Below are 18,547 nucleotides of genomic sequence, written 5' to 3' on the forward strand. Positions count from 1 at the left end.
CCTACCACATGCGGTGGCGGGGCCGGCGGAACCCCGGGTCGGGCCGGCGCTGCCCGCCCCTGCGGAACCCCGGATCGGCCGGGCGCTGCCCGCCCCGACGGAACCCCGGGTCGGGCGGGCGCTGCCCGAGCAGCCACTCGAACAGGCGCCGGTGGTGCCGGAAGAAGGCACGCTCGCCGGGCCGTTTCTTCTTCTCCTCCGCCGCCTCGGCCTCCTTCAGGCCCGGCGTGAACCCGCCGCCGAAGCGGCCCATGTCCGGTCCGGGGAAACCCCTCGGCTCGGTGTTGGTCAGCGCCTGCTCCATCGACTGCACCCAGATCGGGCCGGGCAGCGACGCCCCCTGCACCGCGCCGTAGTACTGGTCGCCGATCTGCACGCCCTGCAGCGGGTAACGGTAGGAGCCCCGGATGTCCCCCACGCTCACGGCCGCCGCCAGGTCCGGGGTGTACCCGGCGAACCAGGCCGAGGTGTAGCCGTTGTTGGTGCCGGTCTTGCCGGCGGCCGGGCGGCCGATGCTCTGCCCCTGCATGGTGCCCTTGTCGAACACCCCGGACAGGACGTAGTTGACGGCGTCGGCGACGGGCCGTTCCAAGACCTGCTCGCAGGAGGGCGGCACGTGCGTACGCCGGCCGCTCCGGTCGGTGATCTCCACGATGGCCAGCGGCCGGCAGTGCACGCCGCGCGCCGCGAACGTGGCGAACGCCCCCGCGACCGTCACCGGGTCCATCTCGTTGACGCCCAGCGTGAACGTCGGCACCTCGCGCAGCGGCCCACCGTCGGCCCGCACCGCGCCGAGCGCCTTGGCCGTCTTGACCACGGCGCAGAGCCCGACCTTGCGCTCCAGCATCATGTAGAAGATGTTCACCGACTTCCAGGTGCCGGTCTCGATGCTGTGCGGCCCGCCCGAGCCCTCGCCGCTGGCGTTGAGAATGCGTGCCTCGGGGTCGTTGACCGGGCGTCCGGCGCAGTTGCGGTAGCCCTGCGCGGGCACCAGCTCCCCCGGCGTCATGAAGCCGTCGCCGAACCGCCAGCCCTGCTGCAACGCCGTGGCCAGCGTGAACACCTTGAACGTCGATCCGGCCTGGAAACCCTGGCCACCGCCGTGCGCCACGTCGGCGGGGAGGTTGAAGGTGGTTCTGGGGCCGTTCTTCTTGTTGCCCCGGTTGCGGCCGAACTGCTTGCTCGCCGCCATCGCCCTGATCCGGCCGGTCGCCGGCTCGATCATGGCCTCGGCGGCGACCTCGGTGTCCTCGGGCGCGACGTGCCGCTGGATGGCGCGCTCGGCGGCGCGCTGCGCGATCGGGTCGAGGCCGGTCCTGATCACCAGGCCGCCCCTCGTCATCCTGGCCCGCCGTTCGGCCGGGGTGTTGCCGAACGCCGGGTTCGACAGCAGTTCGTGCTGGACGTACAGGCAGTAGTAGGGGTACGCGCTCTGCCCGCAGCCGCCGGGCTCGGGCCGCAGGCGCAGGGCGAGGGGGCTGCTCTTGGCGGCGCTCGCCTGGGCCTGCGTGATCAGCTTGAGCCCGGCCATGCGGTCCAGCACGAGGTCGCGCCGCTCCTTCAGCCGCGCCTGGTGCGACCTGCCGAGCGAGGGATCGGTCGAGTACGGCATCCGCACCGCCCCGGCCAGCGTGGCCGCCTGCGTCAGCGTCAGCTTGGAGGCCGTGGTGGAGAAGAACCGCCGGGCCGCCGCCTCCACCCCGTGGGCGCCCGCGCCGAAGTAGGCGATGTTCAGGTACCGTTCGAGGATTTCGTCCTTGCGGTACTTGCGTTCCAGGGCCAGGGCGTACCGCAGTTCGGTGATCTTGCGGGCCAGGTTGGGGGCGCGCGCCCGGTCCCGTTCGGCGTCGGTACGCGCGCTCTCCACGAGGATGTTCTTGACGAGCTGCTGCGTCAGCGACGAGCCGCCCTGCCGGATGCCGCCCGCCTGCGTGTTGGTGAGCAGCGCCCGCAGCGTGCCCCTGACGTCGAGGCCGCCGTGCTCGTAGAAGCGGGCGTCCTCGATGGCCACGATGGCCTTGCGCATCACGGGCGTGACGGCCCCGAGCGGCACGGCCGTCCTGTTGGCCTCGTAGAACTGGGCGAACTGCCTGCCGTCCTTGTCCAGCAGCCTGGTCACCTGTGCCAAGGGCTCCTCGCGCGGCGCGGGCGGCAGGTCGACGAAGGTGTCGACGACGTTCTTGGCGGCCAGCCCGCCGCCGCTCACCACTGGTACGGCCAGTGCCGCCGCCAGCACCCCGCCGAGCGCCCCCGCCATGGCGAGTCCGGCGATGGATCTGAGTACGGTCACGCAGATGATCTGCAACCAGCAGATCAGCGGCAAACGCCCGCTTCCTCGCTCTTTACCGTTCTCTACGGATGTTCAGACCAAGCGAGGCGAACTGCTCGTACGGCCTGTGGTACCCCCGCTCGATGTGGTGCACCCCGCGCAGCGTGGACGTCCCGTCGGCCACCGCCGCCGCCAGCACGGCCGAGAACCCGGCCCTGATATCGGGCAGCGTCACGTCGGCGCCCCGGAGCTTGGACACCCCGCGCACCACGGCCGAGTGGCGGGCGTTGGTGTCGTGGTAGCGGCAGGCGGGCCCGCCCAGGCACTGGTCGAACACCTCGATCTCGCAGCCCATCTTCTGCAGCGCGGGCACGTAGACCAGGCGGTTCTCGAAGACCGTCTCGTGCAGCACCGACATGCCCTGGCTCTGCGTGAACAACACCATGAGCGGCGTCTGCCAGTCGGTCATGAACCCGGGGTGGGTGTCGGTCTGCACGGCCGCCGAGCGCAGGCCCTCGGGCGGCGCGGTGGCGCACAGGTACTCGTCGTTGATGTCGAACTCGGCGCCCATCCTGGCCAGCGTGGTGATGGCGGTGACCAGGCGGTCCTGGGGGCAGCCGTGCACGCGTACCTCTCCCCCGGTGACCAGCCCGGCCGCCAGGTAGGAGAACGCCTCGATGCGGTCGCCGGTCAGCCAGGTCGAGGCGCCGCGCAGGTGCTCCACGCCCTCGATGACGATCCGGCGGTCGGGCGACAACTCGATCCTGGCGCCCATCCGCTGCAGGAACAGCGCCAGCTCGACCACCTCGGGCTCCATGGCCGCGTTCTTCAGCACGGTCTTGCCCTCGGCCAGCACCGCCGACATGAGGATCGTCTCCGTGGCGCCCACGCTCGGGTACGGCAACTCGATCCGGGCGCCGTTGAGCCGTTTGGCCTTGGCGGAGATGCCGCCGTCGCCCACCTCCACCTCGGCGCCCATCAGGCGCAGCGCCTCCACGTGGAAGTTCACCGGCCGCCGGCCGATCGGGTCGCCGCCGACCAGCGGGACGAACGCCTCCCCCGCCAGGTGCAGCAACGGGCCGAGCATGAGGATGGGGATGCGGTTGAGCCCGGTGAACGCGTCGGGCACCCGCGGCCTGATCTCCGCGCCGCGCGCGATGCGGATCTCGGAGCCGGAGATCTCGACGTGGATGCCGAGCGCCTCCAGCATCGCCGCGGTGATGCCCACCTCGCCCACCTCGGGGGCGTTGCCGATGATGCTCTCCCCGTCACCGAGCATGGCCGCGACCATGTGCTTGGACACACCGTTCTTGGAGCCCCGTACGACGACGTCCCCGCGGAGGGGGCCGGAGGGCTCGATCAGCCAGACCTCTTCTGCAATCACGAAGTGAGCCTAACCGGGAGATACCATCGAGCTGGTTCGGATGCAGTTGTGAGGGGGAGTGGCGTGACGAGGGAAGTACGCGCTTTTGCGGTAACTGTCCTCATACTCGCCACACTCGGGGTCGCCGCCGGGCTGAGCTGGTCCGCGATCTCGCCGCGGGCGCCGTACCAGCTGACCGAGCGCGGGCCCGTGCTGGCCGATCTCACCACGCAGGCGCTGATCGCGGCCGACGGGTGGTTCGCGGTGATCACGGGCGCGCTGGGGCTGCTCTGCGGTGGCCTGGCGTGGTTCGCCGGGCGGCGGTGGATGCTGGCGGTGCTGCTCGGGCTGTGCGCGGGCGGGGTGGCGGGGAGCTTCCTGACGTTGTGGGCCGGGTCCACCTTCACGATCGGGGCGGTCGTGGTGGAGGCCGCCGCGGAGCCCGGGGTGCGGATCGTCCCCGGGGCGCTGAAGCTGACCGCGCAGGGCGTGCTGGTGGCCTGGCCGCTGCTCGCGGTCGGCCTGTTCGGGCTGCTCGAAGGCATGCACGGCTACCGGGAGTCGCCGCTGCGGCAGCCGTACGGGATCGAGCCCTAGCCCCACAGCGGCGGGCGGCGCAGGCCGTGGCCGGTGGCCTGCTCGAACGCGCGGGCCACGCGCAACACCCGGGCGTCGGCGAACGGCCGCCCGACGATCTGCACCCCGACCGGCAGCCCCTCGGGCGTGAATCCCGCCGGCACCGACGCCGCCGGCGCGTGCAGCACGCTGATCCAGTACGCCGAGCGCATCCAGGCCAGGTAGTCCGGCAGGCGCTCACCGTTGATCTCGCTCACGTGCGGCTGATCGACCGGGAACGGCGGCACCTGGCTGACCGGCGCGATCAGCACGTCGTAGGTGTCGAAGAAGTCGGCCATCCGCTGGTAGAGGCCGCTGCGCAGCCGTTCGGCGCGGGCCAGGTCGGCGCCGGTGACCAGGCGGCCCCGCTCGACGTTCCAGCTCGTGTTGGGGCCGAGCCCGGTCAGGTCGCCGAAGGACAGGGCGTAGTACCAGGCCCGGTAGATCCGGAAGGCGTCCTCGGCGTCGGACAGGTCCAGCGCGACCTCCTCCACGTGCGCCCCGAGCCGCTCGAACACGGCCGGCGCCGTCGCGGTCACCGCGGCCGTACGCGGATCCACCGGCAACCCGCCCAGGTCGGGGCTCCAGGCCACCCGCATCCCGCGCACCCCCTGCTCGGGCTCGGGCGCGAACACCTCCTTGATCGCGAACGGCGACCGCGCGTCGAACCCGGCGACGGCCCCGAGCATCAGCGTGAGGTCGTCGACCGTCCGCGCCATCGGCCCCGGCACGGCCAGCGTGTACCAGGCGGCCGTGTCGCTCGGGTCGGGGACGCGGCCCGGCGTCGGACGCAGGCCCACCACGTTGCAGAAGGAGGCGGGGTTGCGCAGCGAGCCGCCCATGTCGGAGCCGTCGGCCAGCGGGACCATGCCGGTGGCCAGGGCCGCCGCGGCCCCGCCGCTGCTGCCGCCGGCGGACCTGCCGAGGTCGTAGGGGTTCCTGGTGGCGCCGAAGACCTCGTTGACGGTGTGCGAGCCGGTGCCGAACTCGGGGGTGTTCGTCTTGCCGATCGTGATCGCCCCGGCGGCGCGCAGCCGGCGCACGATCAGGTCGTCTCGGCCCGGGACGTTCGCGGCGAACAGCGGGGAGCCGTACGTGGTGCGGATGCCCGCGGTGTCCACCAGGTCCTTGTGGGCGACCGGGACGCCGTGCAGCGGCCCCACGGGCTCGGCGGCGTCGGCCCGTGCCGCCGCCTCCAGCGCCCGTTCGGCCACCAGGGTCACGATGGCGTTCACCTCGGGGTTGACCTGCTCGATCCGGTCGAGGTGGGCCTGGAGCAGCTCCACGGCGCTCAGCTGCCCGGTCCTGACGAGGTGGGCCATCTCCGTCGCGGTCAGATAGTGCAGTTCGCTCACCCTGCGATCCTGCCCCAGCCGCGCCCGCCTGACGACGGCAACATCACCCCACCCGCCCCACCTCCCTTGTCACCCCCCGACAACCGGCGGGGGCTCGGGGGGCGGAGGGGTCAGGCGCCGAGGCAGGCGGGGCCGAGGAGTTGTTTGAGGTCGCCCATCAGCGCCGGCGACGGCGTGACGCGCAGCCGGTCGTCGACCCGCATGACGGTGGTCCTGGGCCCGTTGTGCACCTGGAGGTGCACCTCGGACGTGCCCGGATGCGTGGTGAGGATCTCCTTCAGCCGCCCGACCACCGGCGGCGTGCACCGGGTCAGCGGCAGGCTCACCAGCAGCGGCCCGCCCGCCTCCTGGGTCAGGTCGGGCGCGGTCACCTCCATCGCGATGATCTTCGCGACGTCCTCACGCTTGTCGATGCGCCCCTTGACGAAGACGATCGCGTCCTCGGCCAGGATCGTCGAGCACAGCTGGTACGACGACGGGAAGATCATCACCTCGATCGCGCCTTCGAGGTCCTCGAGCTGGGTGAGCACCCACGTGTCACCCTTCTTGGTGACCTTGCGCTGCACCCCGCTCAGGATGCCGCCCACCGTCACCACGTGCCCGTCGGCCCGGCTCTCGTCCTGGACGGCGGCGATCGAGCAGTCGGCCCCCGCGGCCAGGATGTGCTCCACGCCGAACAGCGGATGGTCGGAGACGTAGAGGCCGAGCATCTCGCGTTCGAACTGCAGCAGCGTGTTCTTGTCCCACTCCCCCACCGGGATCTGCACGTCGAAGGTCTGGTCCTCGCCGCCGTCGATCGCGCCGAACAGGGAGTCCTGGCCGATGGCCTCGTTCTTCTTGATGTCGATGATGGCGTCGACGGCCTGCTCGTGCACCATGACCAGGCCCTTGCGCACGTGGCCGAGCGCGTCGAAGGCCCCGGCCTTGACCAGCGACTCGATCACGCGCTTGTTGCACACGATCGCGGGCACCTTGCGCAGGAAGTCCTTGAAGTCGCCGAAGCGGCCCTTGGACTTGCGCGCCGAGATGATGCCGTCGACGACGTTGCCGCCGACGTTGCGCACCGCCGACAGGCCGAAGCGGATGTCGGTGCCGCGCGGGGTGAAGTCGAAGTCGGAGTCGTTGACGTCCGGCGGGAACACCTTGATGCCCATGCGGCGGCATTCGTTGAGGTAGAGGGCCGACTTGTCCTTGTCGTCCTTCACGCTCGACAACAACGCCGCCATGTACGCGGCCGGATAGTTGGCCTTGAGGTAGGCCGTCCAGTAGGAGATCAGTCCGTAGGCGGCCGAGTGGGCCTTGTTGAAGGCGTAGTCGGAGAAGGGCAGCAGGATGTCCCACAGGGTCTTGACGGCAGCGGCCGAGTAGCCGTTGTCCTTCATGCCCCCTTCGAAGGACTCGAACTGTTTGTCCAGCTCGGACTTCTTCTTCTTGCCCATCGCGCGGCGCAGCAGGTCGGCCTTGCCGAGCGAGAACCCGGCGACCTTCTGCGCGATGGCCATGACCTGCTCCTGATAGACGATCAGGCCGTAGGTCGTGTCGAGGATCTCGGCCAGCGACTCCTTGAACTCCGGATGGATCGGGGTGATCTCCTGCTGGCCGTTCTTGCGCAGGGCGTAGTTGGTGTGGGAGTTGGCGCCCATCGGGCCGGGACGGTAGAGGGCGCCGACGGCCGAGATGTCCTCGAAGTTGTCGGGCTTCATCAGCCGCAGCAGCGAGCGCATGCCGCCGCCGTCGAGCTGGAACACGCCCAGAGTGTCGCCCCTGCCCAGCAGCTCGTACGTCTTGCGGTCGTCGAGCGGCAGCTTCAGCAGGTCGATCTGCTCGCCGGTGGTGGACTCGATCATCTTCTGGCAGTCGTCGATGATCGTGAGGTTGCGCAGGCCCAGGAAGTCCATCTTCAGCAGGCCGAGCGTCTCGCAGGTCGGGTAGTCGAACTGCGTGATGATCGCGCCGTCGGAGTCGCGGCGCATGATCGGGATGTGGTCGGTGATCACCTCGCGGGACATGATCACGCCGGCGGCGTGCACGCCGGTCTGCCTGATCAGGCCCTCCAGGCCCTTTCCGAGGTCCATCGTCGACTTGACGTCGACGTCTTCCTCGTAGAGCTTGCGCAGCTCGCCGGCCTCGTTGTAGCGCGGGTGGTCCTTGTCGAAGATGCCCGACAGCGGGATGTCCTTGCCCATCACGGCCGGCGGGAACGCCTTGGACACCTTGTCGCCCAGCGCGTAGGGATAGCCCAGGACGCGACCGGCGTCCTTGATGGCGGCCTTCGCCTTGATGGTACCGAACGTGGCGATCATGGCGACCTTGTCGGCGCCCCACTTCTCGGTCACGTAGCGGATGACGTCGCCGCGCCTGCGCTCGTCGAAGTCGATGTCGACGTCGGGCATGGAGACGCGGTCGGGGTTGAGGAAGCGCTCGAAGATCAGGCCGTGCGGGAGCGGGTCGAGGTCGGTGATGCCCATCGCGTACGCCACCAGCGAGCCGGCCGCCGAGCCACGGCCCGGGCCGACCGGGATGCCGTTCTGCTTGGCCCACATGATGAAGTCGGCGACCACGAGGAAGTAGCTCGGGAAGCCCATCTGCTCGATGATGCCGATCTCGTAGTCGGCCTGCTTCTTGTGCTCGGCGTCGTAGCCCTCGGGCCAGCGGCGGTCCATGCCCTCCCACACGGTGGCGCGGAAGAACTCGCTCTCCGTCATGCCGTCGGGGATGGGGTAGGTGGGCATGAGGTTCTTGAACTCGAAGAACCCGGCCGGGTCGACCTTCTCGGCCACCAGGAGCGTGTTGCGGCAGCCCTCGGCCCACAGGTCGGAGGAGTCGACCGCGCGCATCTCGTCGGCGGTCTTGATGTAGTAGCCGGAGCCGTCGAAGCGGAAGCGGTCGGGGTCGGAGAGCTGCTTGCCCGTCTGGATGCACAGGAGGGCGTCGTGGGAGGAGGCGTCGGACTCGTAGGTGTAGTGGGAGTCGTTGGTGACCAGCGGCGGGATGCCGAGGTCGGCGCTGATGCGGGTCAGGCCGTCGCGGACCCGGCGCTCGATGTCGAGCCCGTGGTCCATGATCTCCAGGAAGAAGTTGTCCTTGCCGAAGATGTCCTGATATTTCGCAGCAGCCTTGAGCGCCTCGTCGTACTGGCCGAGCCGCAGCCGCGTCTGCACCTCGCCCGACGGGCAGCCGGTGGTGGCCATCAGGCCGTCGGAGTGCTCGGCCAGGATCTCGGCGTCCATGCGCGCCCACTTGCGCACGAAGCCCTCGGTGTAGGCGCGCGAGCTGAGCTTCATGAGGTTGTGCAGGCCGGTCTTGTTGCGCGCCCAGATCGTCATGTGGGTGTAGTAGCCACCCGCCGAGACGTCGTCCTTCTTCTGGTGGGGCTCGCCCCACAACACCGGCTTCTTGTTGTGCCGCAACTCCGGCGCGACGTAGGCCTCGATGCCGATGATCGGCTTGATGTCGGCGGCCGTGGCCTGGCGATAGAAGTCGTACGCGCCGTGCATGTTGCCGTGGTCGGTGATCGCGATGGCGGGCATGCCCAGGTCGCCGACCTGTTTGAACATCTGCTTGAGCCGCGCGGCCCCGTCGAGCATGGAGTATTCGGTGTGCACATGCAGATGGACGAACGAGTCGCTGGACGACATGGAGCGGCGCCTCCCCGGGTCTGGATGCGATGGTGCGCTCCGACTCTAGTGGGCCGGACCGACATCCCGGAGCCGCCTCGCGCGCCCCGCCCGACCGGCGCGCCGGAAGCGGCGCGGCCACCGGCCTCGATATCGTCTCCCTCACGCAAAGTAATGAAGGAGACACCGGGTGCGCACGCAGTCCGACGAGGGATACAGCCACGCGCTGGGCAACCGCCAGATCCAGATGATCGCGATCGGCGGCGCGATCGGGGTGGGCCTGTTCCTCGGCGCGGGCGGCCGGCTGGCCGCCACCGGGCCCGCGCTCGTGCTCTCCTACGCCGCCGCCGGGCTGGCCGCCTTCTTCGTCATGCGGGCGCTCGGGGAGCTCGTGCTCTACCGTCCCGCCTCGGGCTCCTTCGTCGAGTACGCCGGTGAGTTCATCGGCCCCTGGGCGGCCTTCGCCAGCGGCTGGATGTACTGGGTCAACTGGGCCTTCACCGGCATCGCCGAGCTGACCGCCATCGCCGCGTACATCCATTACTGGGCCTCCGGCTTCCCCCAGTGGCTGACGGCGCTGCTCGCGCTGGGGTTCGTGCTGGCGGTCAACCTGCTGTCGGTCCGCCTGTTCGGCGAGCTGGAGTTCTGGTTCGCGATGCTGAAGGTGGTGGCCATCGTGATCTTCCTGGTGGTCGCGCTGGTGCTGGTGGTGTTCGCCGTCGGCGAGGCGGGGCCGGCCAACCTGGTCGCGCACGGCGGCTTCCTCCCCACGGGCTTCCCGCTGGTGCTGATGAGCCTGCAGTCGGTGGTGTTCGCCTACGCCTCGATCGAGCTGGTCGGCATCACCGCCGGCGAGACCGCCCGGCCCCACGAGGTCATGCCGCGGGCGATCAACGGCGTGATCTGGCGCATCGCGATCTTCTACGTGGGCTCGGTGCTGCTGCTGGCGATGGTCCTGCCGTGGACGGCCTACAGCGCGGGCACCTCGCCCTTCGTCACGTTCTTCGCCGGTCTGGGGGTGCCGTGGGCGGCCGACGCCATGAACCTCGTCGTGATCACGGCCGCGCTCTCGTCCTGCAACTCCGGCCTGTACGCCACCGGCCGCATCCTGCGCTCGATGGCCACCAAGCGGGAGGCGCCCGCCTTCGCCGCCGCGCTGAGCTCCCGTCACGTGCCGATCGGCGGGATCGTGTTCACCGCGGCCATGTTCCTGGGCGGCGTGGCGCTGTTCTACTACCTGCCCGAGCGCGCCTTCAACATCGCCACCGCCGTCGCCTCGCTGGGGGTGATCAGCACCTGGGGGGTGCTGGTGTACTGCCAGATGCGGTTGCGCGGGACGGGGCACCGGTCGTCGTTCCCGATGCCGGGGTCGCCGTACACCAACTGGCTGACGCTCGGGTTCCTGGCGCTGGTCGTCCTGTTGATGCCGTTCGCCGACCGCGATCAGCAGGTGGCGTTCTTCCTGATCCCGGCCCTGGTCGCGGCCATCGCGCTCGGCTGGACGGCCGTACGCCGCCGCCGTCGGCCGCGGCCGGCCACGCAGGAGGCGGGTTAGTCTCGTCCGGGCAGGAGTCGCCGCTCGGGGGAGGCCACACTGGACAAGCTGGACGACACACTGGATCCCGCGCCCCTTGAGACGGCGCCCCCCGAGACGGCGCCCGCGCCTCCCGAGGCGCCCGCCGTGAAGCGGTGGGGGGTCGTGCGGGTGGTGGCGGTGGCCGCCGCCCTGGGGGCCGCGCTCGCGCTGGCCGGCGTGCCGCTGGGCGTCTACCCGAAGCTCGCCTGCGCCGTGCTCTCCCCCGGCTGCGCCACGGACCCGCTCCAGGAGCCGCGCGGCCGCCTGCCGCGGCTGACCCGGCTGACGCCCGTCCAGGTCGCGCTGAGCGGCACGTACGTCGCACTCGGCGACTCCTACTCCTCCGGCGAGGGCGTCTACGAGCAGGACGGCAGCCCGGTCAACGGCGGCGCCGACCGCTGCCACCGCGCCCGCGGCTCCTACGTCCCGCTGGTGGCCGGCGCCCACGACTTCAGCGGCGGCAACGCCTTCTACGCCTGCAGCGGCGCCACCACCCGCCAGCTCCTGTCCGGCCAGTACGGCCAGCAACCCCAGATCACCCGCGTCGACCCCTCGGCCAGCCTGATCACCTTGAGCATCGGCGGCAACGACGCCGGGTTCACCGACGTCCTCACGGGCTGCATCGTCAAGCTGCCGTGGTCGTCGGCCTGCGTCGACCAGGACGCCGAGGTCGCCCGGCGCATCGACGAGCTGCGGCCCAGCCTGTTCAAGGTGCTCGGCGAGCTGCGCGCCCGCGCGCCGCGGGCCCGGGTCATCGTCCTCGGCTACCCCAGGCCGTTCCCCGCCTCTCCGTCCCAGGCCGTCGACAACCTGGGCGTGGCCGACCAGCGGTGGCTGAACACCGTGACCCGCAAGCTCAACGACACGGTCGGCGCCGTGACGGCCCAGTACGACCGCGGCCTCGACGGCCTCGGCGCCCCCGGAAGCGTGGAGTACGTGGACGCCTACGAGGCGTTCACCGGCCACGAGGCCGGCACCGCGCAGCCGTACCTCAACAGCCTGGCCCTGGACGTGGACGCCCTCACCGTCAACGCCCGCAGCTACCACCCGACCGGCGACGGCTACCGCCGCTTCGCCGAGCTGATCAACCGCCAGATCGCCGCCGGCCCCGGCCGGCCCCTCCACAACTTCCGGATGACCGCCCCTTGACCGGCTCCCGGGCGGGCCGGGTCAGGGGCGGGCGCGTTCCTCCGACAGGTGGAGGCCGGCCTCGATGACGGCGTTCATGACGGCCGCCAGCCGCTCCTCCCCGAGCTGGGGCGCCCGCGTCGCCATCCTGGCCACCAGCGCCCGCTCCCGTGCCAGGTCCCGTCCGGCGAACCCGCCGACGGGCTTGAGCCGCTGCACGACGCCCGCCAGGGCGGCCCGGCGCTCCAGGAGGGTGGCCAGCGCGGCGTCCACCCGATCGATCGCCTCCCTGCACTCGGCCAGCGTGCCGGGCGACTCGGGCCGCAGCAGCGCCCCGACCAGCGTCACGGCCTCCTCGGCCGCCCGCAGGTCCGCCACCCCGACAGCACCCGCGCCTGCCTGGCCGGCCGCGCCGCCTTCCTGCGGCGCGGTACGCGAGGGACCGGCGACGACGAGACCGTCCGCGCCCGCCGCCACCGCCGCCGCCGACAACCCCGGGTCGTGCGAGACGTCGGCCAGCACCGGGCGCCCCGACACCGCCCGCGCGGCCCGCAGCACCCCGAGGTCCAGCCGGCCGCCCTCGCACAGGACCACCTGGTCGTTGCCCTCGGCCGCGCAGTAGCCGGCCAGCTCCACCCACTCCTCCACCGAGGCCGACGGCCGCCGCTCCACCACCACCGGCAGGCCGAGCCCGGCCGCGGCGCGCACCAGCGGGATGTCCCGCGTCCACGACGCGCCCACCACCACGGCGTCGGCGAGCGCCGCGATCGCCGGCAGGTCCGCCGCCGAGTACGGCTCGGCCAGCGTGGCCCGCTCCCGCAGCACCTCACGCGCGTCCGCCTGCCCCCGATGAGGGCGCAGGCTCACCCGTCCGCCGAGCACCACGGCCGGGCCGTCACCCACACGCTGGCCGCCGATCGTCACCATGTGCCGTTCCAAGGTCGATGTCATCTCGACTCCCCACTCGGGCCGGCCCCGCGAAGCCGGCAGGAAAACCAAAAAGGCAGAGACGGGGCGTCTCTGCCTTGTGCCGACTCCAGGTGGTCGCTAGCTGACGACCGGCCCTCCCGGAGCCGGCTCGATAAACGTGTAGCGACAAGTCATGTCTGAACCTTACACCGCCCCTCCACCTGCTGGACGTTCCTTCTCACATCGCGGACTGACCTTCCGGCGAGTCGCCGATGATCCCTCGCTATGGGAGTATTTCTTGGCCGAGAGGGAGGGTTTGAGGCCGTTGATGTCGGATCGCAAGCAGGACGGACGCCGCATCGCCGGCCGGTACCAGCTCCAGGAGCCCATCGGCAAGGGCGGCATGGGAATCGTCTGGCGTGCCCACGACGAGCTCCTCGACCGCACGGTCGCGGTCAAGGAGGTCCGCTACGCCGCCGCCCTGGGCGACGAGGTGCAGCTGCTCAACCGGCGTACGATGCGCGAGGCGCGCGCCGCGGCCCGGTTCGAGCACCCCAACGTGATCGTCGTCCACGACGTGATCGAGGAGGACGGCCGGCCCTGGATCGTCATGCAGCTCGTGCAGTCGCGTTCCCTCGGGGCGGTGATCAAGCAGGAGGGGCCGCTGCCGCCCAAGCGGGTGGCCGAGATCGGCGTGGCCGTGCTCGACGCGCTGCACCGCGCGCACGAGTCCGGCGTGCTCCACCGCGACGTCAAGCCCGAGAACGTGTTGCTGGCCGACGACGGCCGGGTCGTGCTGACCGACTTCGGCATCGCCACGCTGGAGACCGAGACGCAGCTCACCGTGACCGGCCTGGCCGGCACCCCGGCGTTCATCGCGCCCGAGCGGCTCAAGGGCCTGCCCGCGCGCCGCGAGTCCGACCTGTGGTCGCTCGGCGCGACGCTCTACACGGCCGTCGAGGGCCGCTCGCCGCACGAGCGCGGCATGGCGCTGGCCACGATGCACGCCGTCCTGACCGACGAGCCCGACCCCGCGCCGCACGCGGGCCCGCTGACCGACGTGATCAGCGGGCTGCTGGTCAAGGAGCCGGTGCAGCGCCTGTCGTACGAGGAGACCGCGCGGCTGCTGCGCGAGGCCATCGAGGCGGCGAGCCCGCCGGAGACCAGGCGCTTCCCCAGGCAGAAGCTGCGCGTGCCCGCGCCCGTCGAGGACGAGGACGACACCCCGACCGACCCCGACCTGCCCAAACCCGTCCCCAGGCCGCGATCCAGGGCCGCCGCGACGCCGCCGCCCGTCGAGACCGGCCGGCGGCTCACGCCCTCGCCCGAGGAAGGCGCGCCCACGGGCCGGCCCACGGTGGCCTCCCGGCAGGAGGGACGCAAGTACGGGCTGATCGCCGCGGCCGCCGCGGCGGTCGTGCTGGTCGCCGGGATCGGCGGCTACCTCGGGCTGAGCTCGGCCCCCGAGGAGCCGGCCTCCAGGCCTCCGCAGGCCAGGCAGTCCTCCAAGGCTCAGCCCTCGGCCTCCGCCTCCGACCCCAAGTCGGGCACCGAGTCGCAGCCGGCCTCGCCGTCGGCCACGGCCACGGCCACGCCGACGGCCACGCCGGACAAGACCGACGAGGCCGGCCCGCTGCCCAGCGGCTGGAAGATGTACAAGGACAAGCAGCTCGGCTTCTCCATCGGGCTGCCCAAGGGCTGGGACGTCTGGGACCGCGGCGGCCGGCAGGTCAAGTTCAAGGGCCCGGGCGGCGCCTCGAACGCCTACCTCATGATCGAGGAGGCGGCCAAGCCGGGCAAGGACCCGTACAAGGACTGGAAGAGGCAGGAGCCGTCGCTCAAGAACAACTTCGGCGGCTACAAGAAGCTCGGCATCAAGAAGGTCGACTACATGAAGGCCGCCGCCGACTGGGACTTCACCTGGAACACCGACACGGGAAAGACCCGGGTGCGCGACCGCGGCTTCACCACCGACAACGGGAGGGCGTACGCCATCTACTGGCACACCCTCAACAGCCACTGGAAGAAGGACTACCACTTCTTCGAGGGCTTCGCCGCGACCTTCAAGCCCGCCAAGTAGGCTTCCCTGCGTGGAAAGGCAGGTCAGCAACCGGTATCGCCTCATCGAGCCCCTCGGAGAGGGCGGCATGGGGGTGGTCTGGCGTGCCTACGACGAGCTGCTCGACCGTACGGTGGCGATCAAGGAGGTCCGCTACACGGGCGTGGGCGATGCCAAGCGGGCCGACCTCAACCGCAGGACCATCAGGGAGGCCAGGGCGGCCGGCCGCCTCGACCACCCGTCGGTGATCGTCATCCACGACGTCGTCGAGGAGGACGGCCGGCCGTGGATCGTCATGCAGCTCGTACGGTCCCGCTCCCTGGCCGAGGTGATCGGCGAACGCGGCCCGCTCCCCGTCCCGCTGGTGGCGATGGTCGGCGGCCGGGTGCTCGACGCGCTGCGGGCCGCCCACGCCACCGGGGTGCTCCACCGTGACGTGAAGCCCGAGAACGTGTTGCTGGCCGACGACGGCCGGGTCGTGCTGACCGACTTCGGCATCGCCGCCATGGAGGCCGAGGCGGGCCTGACGGCGACCGGCGGGCTGGTGGGCACGCCCGCGTACATGCCGCCGGAGCGGCTGAACGGCGAGCCCGCCCGGCCCGAGTCCGACCTGTGGTCACTGGGCGCGACGCTGTACGCGGCGGTGGAGGGGCGCCCGCCGTTCAAACGCGACTCGTGGGCGGCCACGGTGGCGGCGGTGCTGCGCGACGAGCCCGAACCGCCGGTACGCGCGGGGGCGTTGCGGCCGGTCATCATGGGGTTGCTGCGGCGGGACCCGGCGGCCAGGATGCCCGCGGGAGAGGCCGCCCGCCTGCTCCACCAGGTCGCCACCGGCCAGCCCCTGCCGGCCGACCAGACCCCCATGTGGTCGACCCAGTTCCCACCCCAGGCCCCACCCACCCCCGGCCCTTCCCATCCGACCCCCGGTGGTCCGTACCCCACGCCCGGCGGCCCCTACCTCACCCCGCAGGACTCTCGGCCCGTCACGGGCGGGCAGCAGGTGCCGCGCCACACCGTCCCGGGTGGCCCGGAGCGGCGGCGCGGCAGGACGTTGCGGATCGTGGTGCCCGCCGCGGTGGCCGCCCTGGCGCTCCTGGGCGGTGGCGGCGTGCTGCTCTACGACCAGCTCGCGGGCGCCACCACCCCCACCCCGACGGCCGACGGCCGGACCGAGCCGGCCACGCAGAAGCCGACGCAGGAACCGACGAAGGACCCGACGCAGCAACCGACCGAGGAGCCCGGCGGGGAGCCCAGCGGGGACCCGTCGGACCAGCCGACGCCCACCGTCACGGCCCGCCCGGTGCCCGCCGGCTGGCGCACCCTCACCAGCGCCGCCGGCCACTTCTCCGTCGCCGTGCCCAAGGCGTGGCAGGCCGTCAAGACCCCGTCCAGGGACAGCATCCGCGTCTCCGGCCCCGGCACCACCGGCGTCATGATCATCGAGTGGACCGTCCCCGACATCCCGTGGAAGGACCCCGAGCAACACTGGATCGGCCTGGAGAAGGAGATCGAGGCCAAGGGCGAGTTCGACCGCTACACCCGGATCGGCATCACCCCCACCTCCTACCTGGGACTGCGCGCCGCCGACTGGGAGTTCACCCGCATGCGCGACGGCCGGCTCATCCACGTGATCAACCGCGGCTTCCACACCGCCGCCGGCCGCCCCTACGCCCTGTACTGGGAGACCTCCGACGCCCGCTGGGCCGCCGACCGCCACTGGTTCGACACCTTCGCCAAGACCTTCCGCCCAGAATGAGGCGGAACGGCTGGTATGAGTGCGGATGAGCCGGGAATGAGCGCGGCATGAGCCCGGCGGATGACGGCGCGACGGAACGGGCCCGGTTCTGGCGGAATCCGGCGGTCCCCGAGACCGACCTGCTCAAGGCCCGCTACGTCACCCACCGCTTCTCCCGTCACGTCCACGACGGCTACGCCATCGGCCTGATCGTGTCGGGCGTGGAGGAGTTCGACTACCGCGGCACCCTCCATCGGGCGGGCGCGGGCGAGCTGGTGCTGGTCAACCCGGACTCGGTGCACACCGGCCAGGCGGGCACCCCGGGCGGGTGGGCGTACCGGATGCTCTATCCGTCGGTGGAGGCGCTGGCGGGGATCGCGGCCGAGCTGGACGCGCCGCTCGCCACCCCGTACTTCCCCGAGCAGGTGGTACGCGACCCGGAGGTGGCGGCGCTGCTCGGACGGGCGCACCAGGCGGCCGAACGCGGCGACGCGCTGGCGGCGTCCACGTTGTCGCGCACGCTGTTCGCCCGGCTGCTGAGCAGGTACGCCGCCCCCAGGCCGAGCACGGGCGCGCCGGACGCGGGCCGGCAGGCGGTCCGCGAGGCCGTCGCGCTGCTGCACGAGAGCCTGCTCGACCCGCCCACCCTGGAGGCGCTGGCGGAGGCGGTGGGGGTGCGGCCGTTCCCGCTGCTGCGCGCGTTCAAGGCCGTGACGGGACTGCCGCCGCACGCCTACCTCACCTCGCTGCGCATCCGGCAGGCCCGCCGCCTGCTCCAGCAGGGTGTACGCCCGGCGCAGGTGGCCGCCGACGTCGGCTTCACCGACCAGGCCCACCTGAACCGGCACTTCAAGCGGGTCGTCGGCGTGCCGCCCGCCGCGTACCAGCGAGCCGCAGGAACGTACAAGACCGGACTTTTGCCCGTTTCATAGTCTTCATCCCATGCAACAGACAACTCACCGTTCCGCCGCGCTGCGGGACGGCCTGGGTGTGGGCCTGGCCGTGGGGCTGTCCGGCCTCGCGTTCGGTGCGGCGGCGATCACCGCCGGGCTCAGCGTGCCGCAGGCGTGCGTGCTGAGCCTGCTGGCGTTCACCGGCGCCTCGCAGTTCGCGCTGGCCGGCGCGGTCGGCGCGGGCGGGGACCTGATGGCGGCGGCCGCGGGCGCGCTGCTGCTCGGCGGCCGCAACACCCTTTACGGCCTGCGTCTGGCCGACCTGCTCAACGTCCGCGGCCCGCGCCGGCTGCTGGCCGCGCACGGCGTGATCGACGAGACCACCGCCGTCACGCTGGCCCAGCCGGACGAGCCGTCGGCGCGCACCGGCTTCGTCACCACCTTCGCCAGCCTGTACGTCGCCTGGAACCTCACCACCCTCGCCGGCGCGGTCGGCACGTCCTTCCTCGGCGATCCCCGCGTGCTCGGCCTCGACGCCGTGGGCCCGGCCACGTTCCTGGCCATCCTGTGGCCGCGCCTGGCGGCCAGCGGACGGCTGCGCGTACTGGCCGTGGCCGGCGCGGCGGTCGCGCTGGCGGCCAGCCCGTTCTTCCCGCCGGGCGTCCCGGTGCTGCTGTCGGCGGTGGCGGTGCTGGTGGTGATGGTGCGATGACGTTGTGGTGGGCGATCGTCGCGGTCTGCCTGGGCTGTTACGCGCTCAAACTGGCCGGGCTGGCCGCGCCGCGCCGGGTGCTGGACCATCCGGCGATGCGCAGGTTCGCCGAGCTGGTGCCGGTGGCGCTGCTCGCGGCGCTGATCGCGGTGCAGATGTTCACCGAGCAGGGCAGGCCCGCCTTCGACCCCGCCCGTACGGCGGGACTCGCCGCCGCCGTGGTCGCGCTGCTGCTCCGGGCGCCGTTCCTGGTCATCCTGGCCGCCGCGGCCGTCGTCACCGCGCTTGTCCGGATGTTTCTCGGGTAGTCGCCGTG

13 protein-coding genes are annotated in these 18,547 nt (G+C 71.7%); 8 read left to right on the plus strand and 5 right to left on the minus strand.

Annotated features, from left to right (window positions below; translation table 11 throughout):
- Position 1: 1 nt before the first annotated feature.
- Both IEZ27_RS15795 and murA read right to left on the minus strand, forming a co-directional pair.
- Positions 2 to 2,323: a transglycosylase domain-containing protein gene (locus tag IEZ27_RS15795; protein WP_268246067.1), complete on the minus strand. Its 2,322-nt coding sequence runs from the start codon at positions 2,321 to 2,323 to the stop codon at positions 2 to 4.
- A gap of 19 nt (positions 2,324 to 2,342) precedes the next feature.
- On the minus strand, positions 2,343 to 3,653 hold the full coding sequence (murA, locus tag IEZ27_RS15800) for a UDP-N-acetylglucosamine 1-carboxyvinyltransferase (RefSeq protein WP_229824022.1): 1,311 nt from the start codon (positions 3,651 to 3,653) through the stop codon (positions 2,343 to 2,345).
- Positions 3,654 to 3,716: 63 nt separating this feature from the next.
- On the opposite strand from murA, the gene IEZ27_RS15805 reads away from it, so the two are divergent.
- Positions 3,717 to 4,229 carry a hypothetical protein gene (locus IEZ27_RS15805; protein WP_189647915.1) on the plus strand — a complete coding sequence of 171 codons (513 nt, stop codon included), beginning with the start codon at positions 3,717 to 3,719 and terminating at the stop codon, positions 4,227 to 4,229.
- Here the strand turns inward: IEZ27_RS15805 and IEZ27_RS15810 are convergent.
- Positions 4,226 to 5,602, minus strand: a complete 1,377-nt coding sequence (locus IEZ27_RS15810; RefSeq protein ID WP_189647916.1) for an amidase — start codon at positions 5,600 to 5,602, stop codon at positions 4,226 to 4,228. The genes IEZ27_RS15805 and IEZ27_RS15810 overlap by 4 nt on opposite strands.
- Positions 5,603 to 5,712: 110 nt before the next feature.
- The gene (gene dnaE, locus IEZ27_RS15815) at positions 5,713 to 9,240 is read right to left on the minus strand and encodes a DNA polymerase III subunit alpha (RefSeq protein ID WP_189647917.1); all 3,528 of its coding nucleotides are present in this window, start codon (positions 9,238 to 9,240) and stop codon (positions 5,713 to 5,715) included.
- A 169-nt stretch (positions 9,241 to 9,409) separates the two neighbouring features.
- Between dnaE and IEZ27_RS15820 the strand changes: the two genes are divergently transcribed.
- Positions 9,410 to 10,774 (plus strand): amino acid permease, encoded by a 1,365-nt coding sequence (locus tag IEZ27_RS15820; RefSeq protein ID WP_229824023.1) that lies wholly within the window; start codon positions 9,410 to 9,412, stop codon positions 10,772 to 10,774.
- A 126-nt stretch (positions 10,775 to 10,900) separates the two neighbouring features.
- A complete protein-coding gene (locus IEZ27_RS15825) occupies positions 10,901 to 11,944 on the plus strand; it encodes an SGNH/GDSL hydrolase family protein (RefSeq protein WP_189647918.1) in 1,044 nt (347 codons plus the stop codon).
- Between the two features lie 21 nt (positions 11,945 to 11,965).
- Here IEZ27_RS15825 and IEZ27_RS55525 read toward each other — a convergent pair whose 3' ends face one another.
- Positions 11,966 to 12,874: a chorismate mutase gene (locus tag IEZ27_RS55525; RefSeq protein WP_189647919.1), complete on the minus strand. Its 909-nt coding sequence runs from the start codon at positions 12,872 to 12,874 to the stop codon at positions 11,966 to 11,968.
- A gap of 286 nt (positions 12,875 to 13,160) precedes the next feature.
- Between IEZ27_RS55525 and IEZ27_RS15835 the strand changes: the two genes are divergently transcribed.
- Genes IEZ27_RS15835 through IEZ27_RS15855 form a run of 5 tightly spaced genes read left to right on the plus strand, consistent with a single transcriptional unit; the run spans position 13,161 to position 18,539 of the window.
- On the plus strand, positions 13,161 to 14,912 hold the full coding sequence (locus IEZ27_RS15835; RefSeq protein ID WP_189647920.1) for a serine/threonine-protein kinase: 1,752 nt from the start codon (positions 13,161 to 13,163) through the stop codon (positions 14,910 to 14,912).
- 10 nt (positions 14,913 to 14,922) lie between these two features.
- Positions 14,923 to 16,647, plus strand: coding sequence for a protein kinase domain-containing protein (locus IEZ27_RS15840; protein ID WP_189647921.1), 1,725 nt, complete (start codon positions 14,923 to 14,925; stop codon positions 16,645 to 16,647).
- A gap of 47 nt (positions 16,648 to 16,694) precedes the next feature.
- A complete protein-coding gene (locus IEZ27_RS15845; protein WP_189647922.1) occupies positions 16,695 to 17,558 on the plus strand; it encodes an AraC family transcriptional regulator in 864 nt (287 codons plus the stop codon).
- Positions 17,559 to 17,568: 10 nt separating this feature from the next.
- Positions 17,569 to 18,231 (plus strand): AzlC family ABC transporter permease, encoded by a 663-nt coding sequence (locus IEZ27_RS15850; protein WP_189647923.1) that lies wholly within the window; start codon positions 17,569 to 17,571, stop codon positions 18,229 to 18,231.
- Positions 18,228 to 18,539 carry an AzlD domain-containing protein gene (locus IEZ27_RS15855; RefSeq protein WP_189647924.1) on the plus strand — a complete coding sequence of 104 codons (312 nt, stop codon included), beginning with the start codon at positions 18,228 to 18,230 and terminating at the stop codon, positions 18,537 to 18,539. The genes IEZ27_RS15850 and IEZ27_RS15855 overlap by 4 nt, the downstream gene beginning before the upstream one ends.
- Positions 18,540 to 18,547 lie beyond the last annotated feature (8 nt).

This window comes from Nonomuraea spiralis, assembly GCF_014648435.1.
GTDB lineage: Bacteria > Actinomycetota > Actinomycetes > Streptosporangiales > Streptosporangiaceae > Nonomuraea > Nonomuraea spiralis.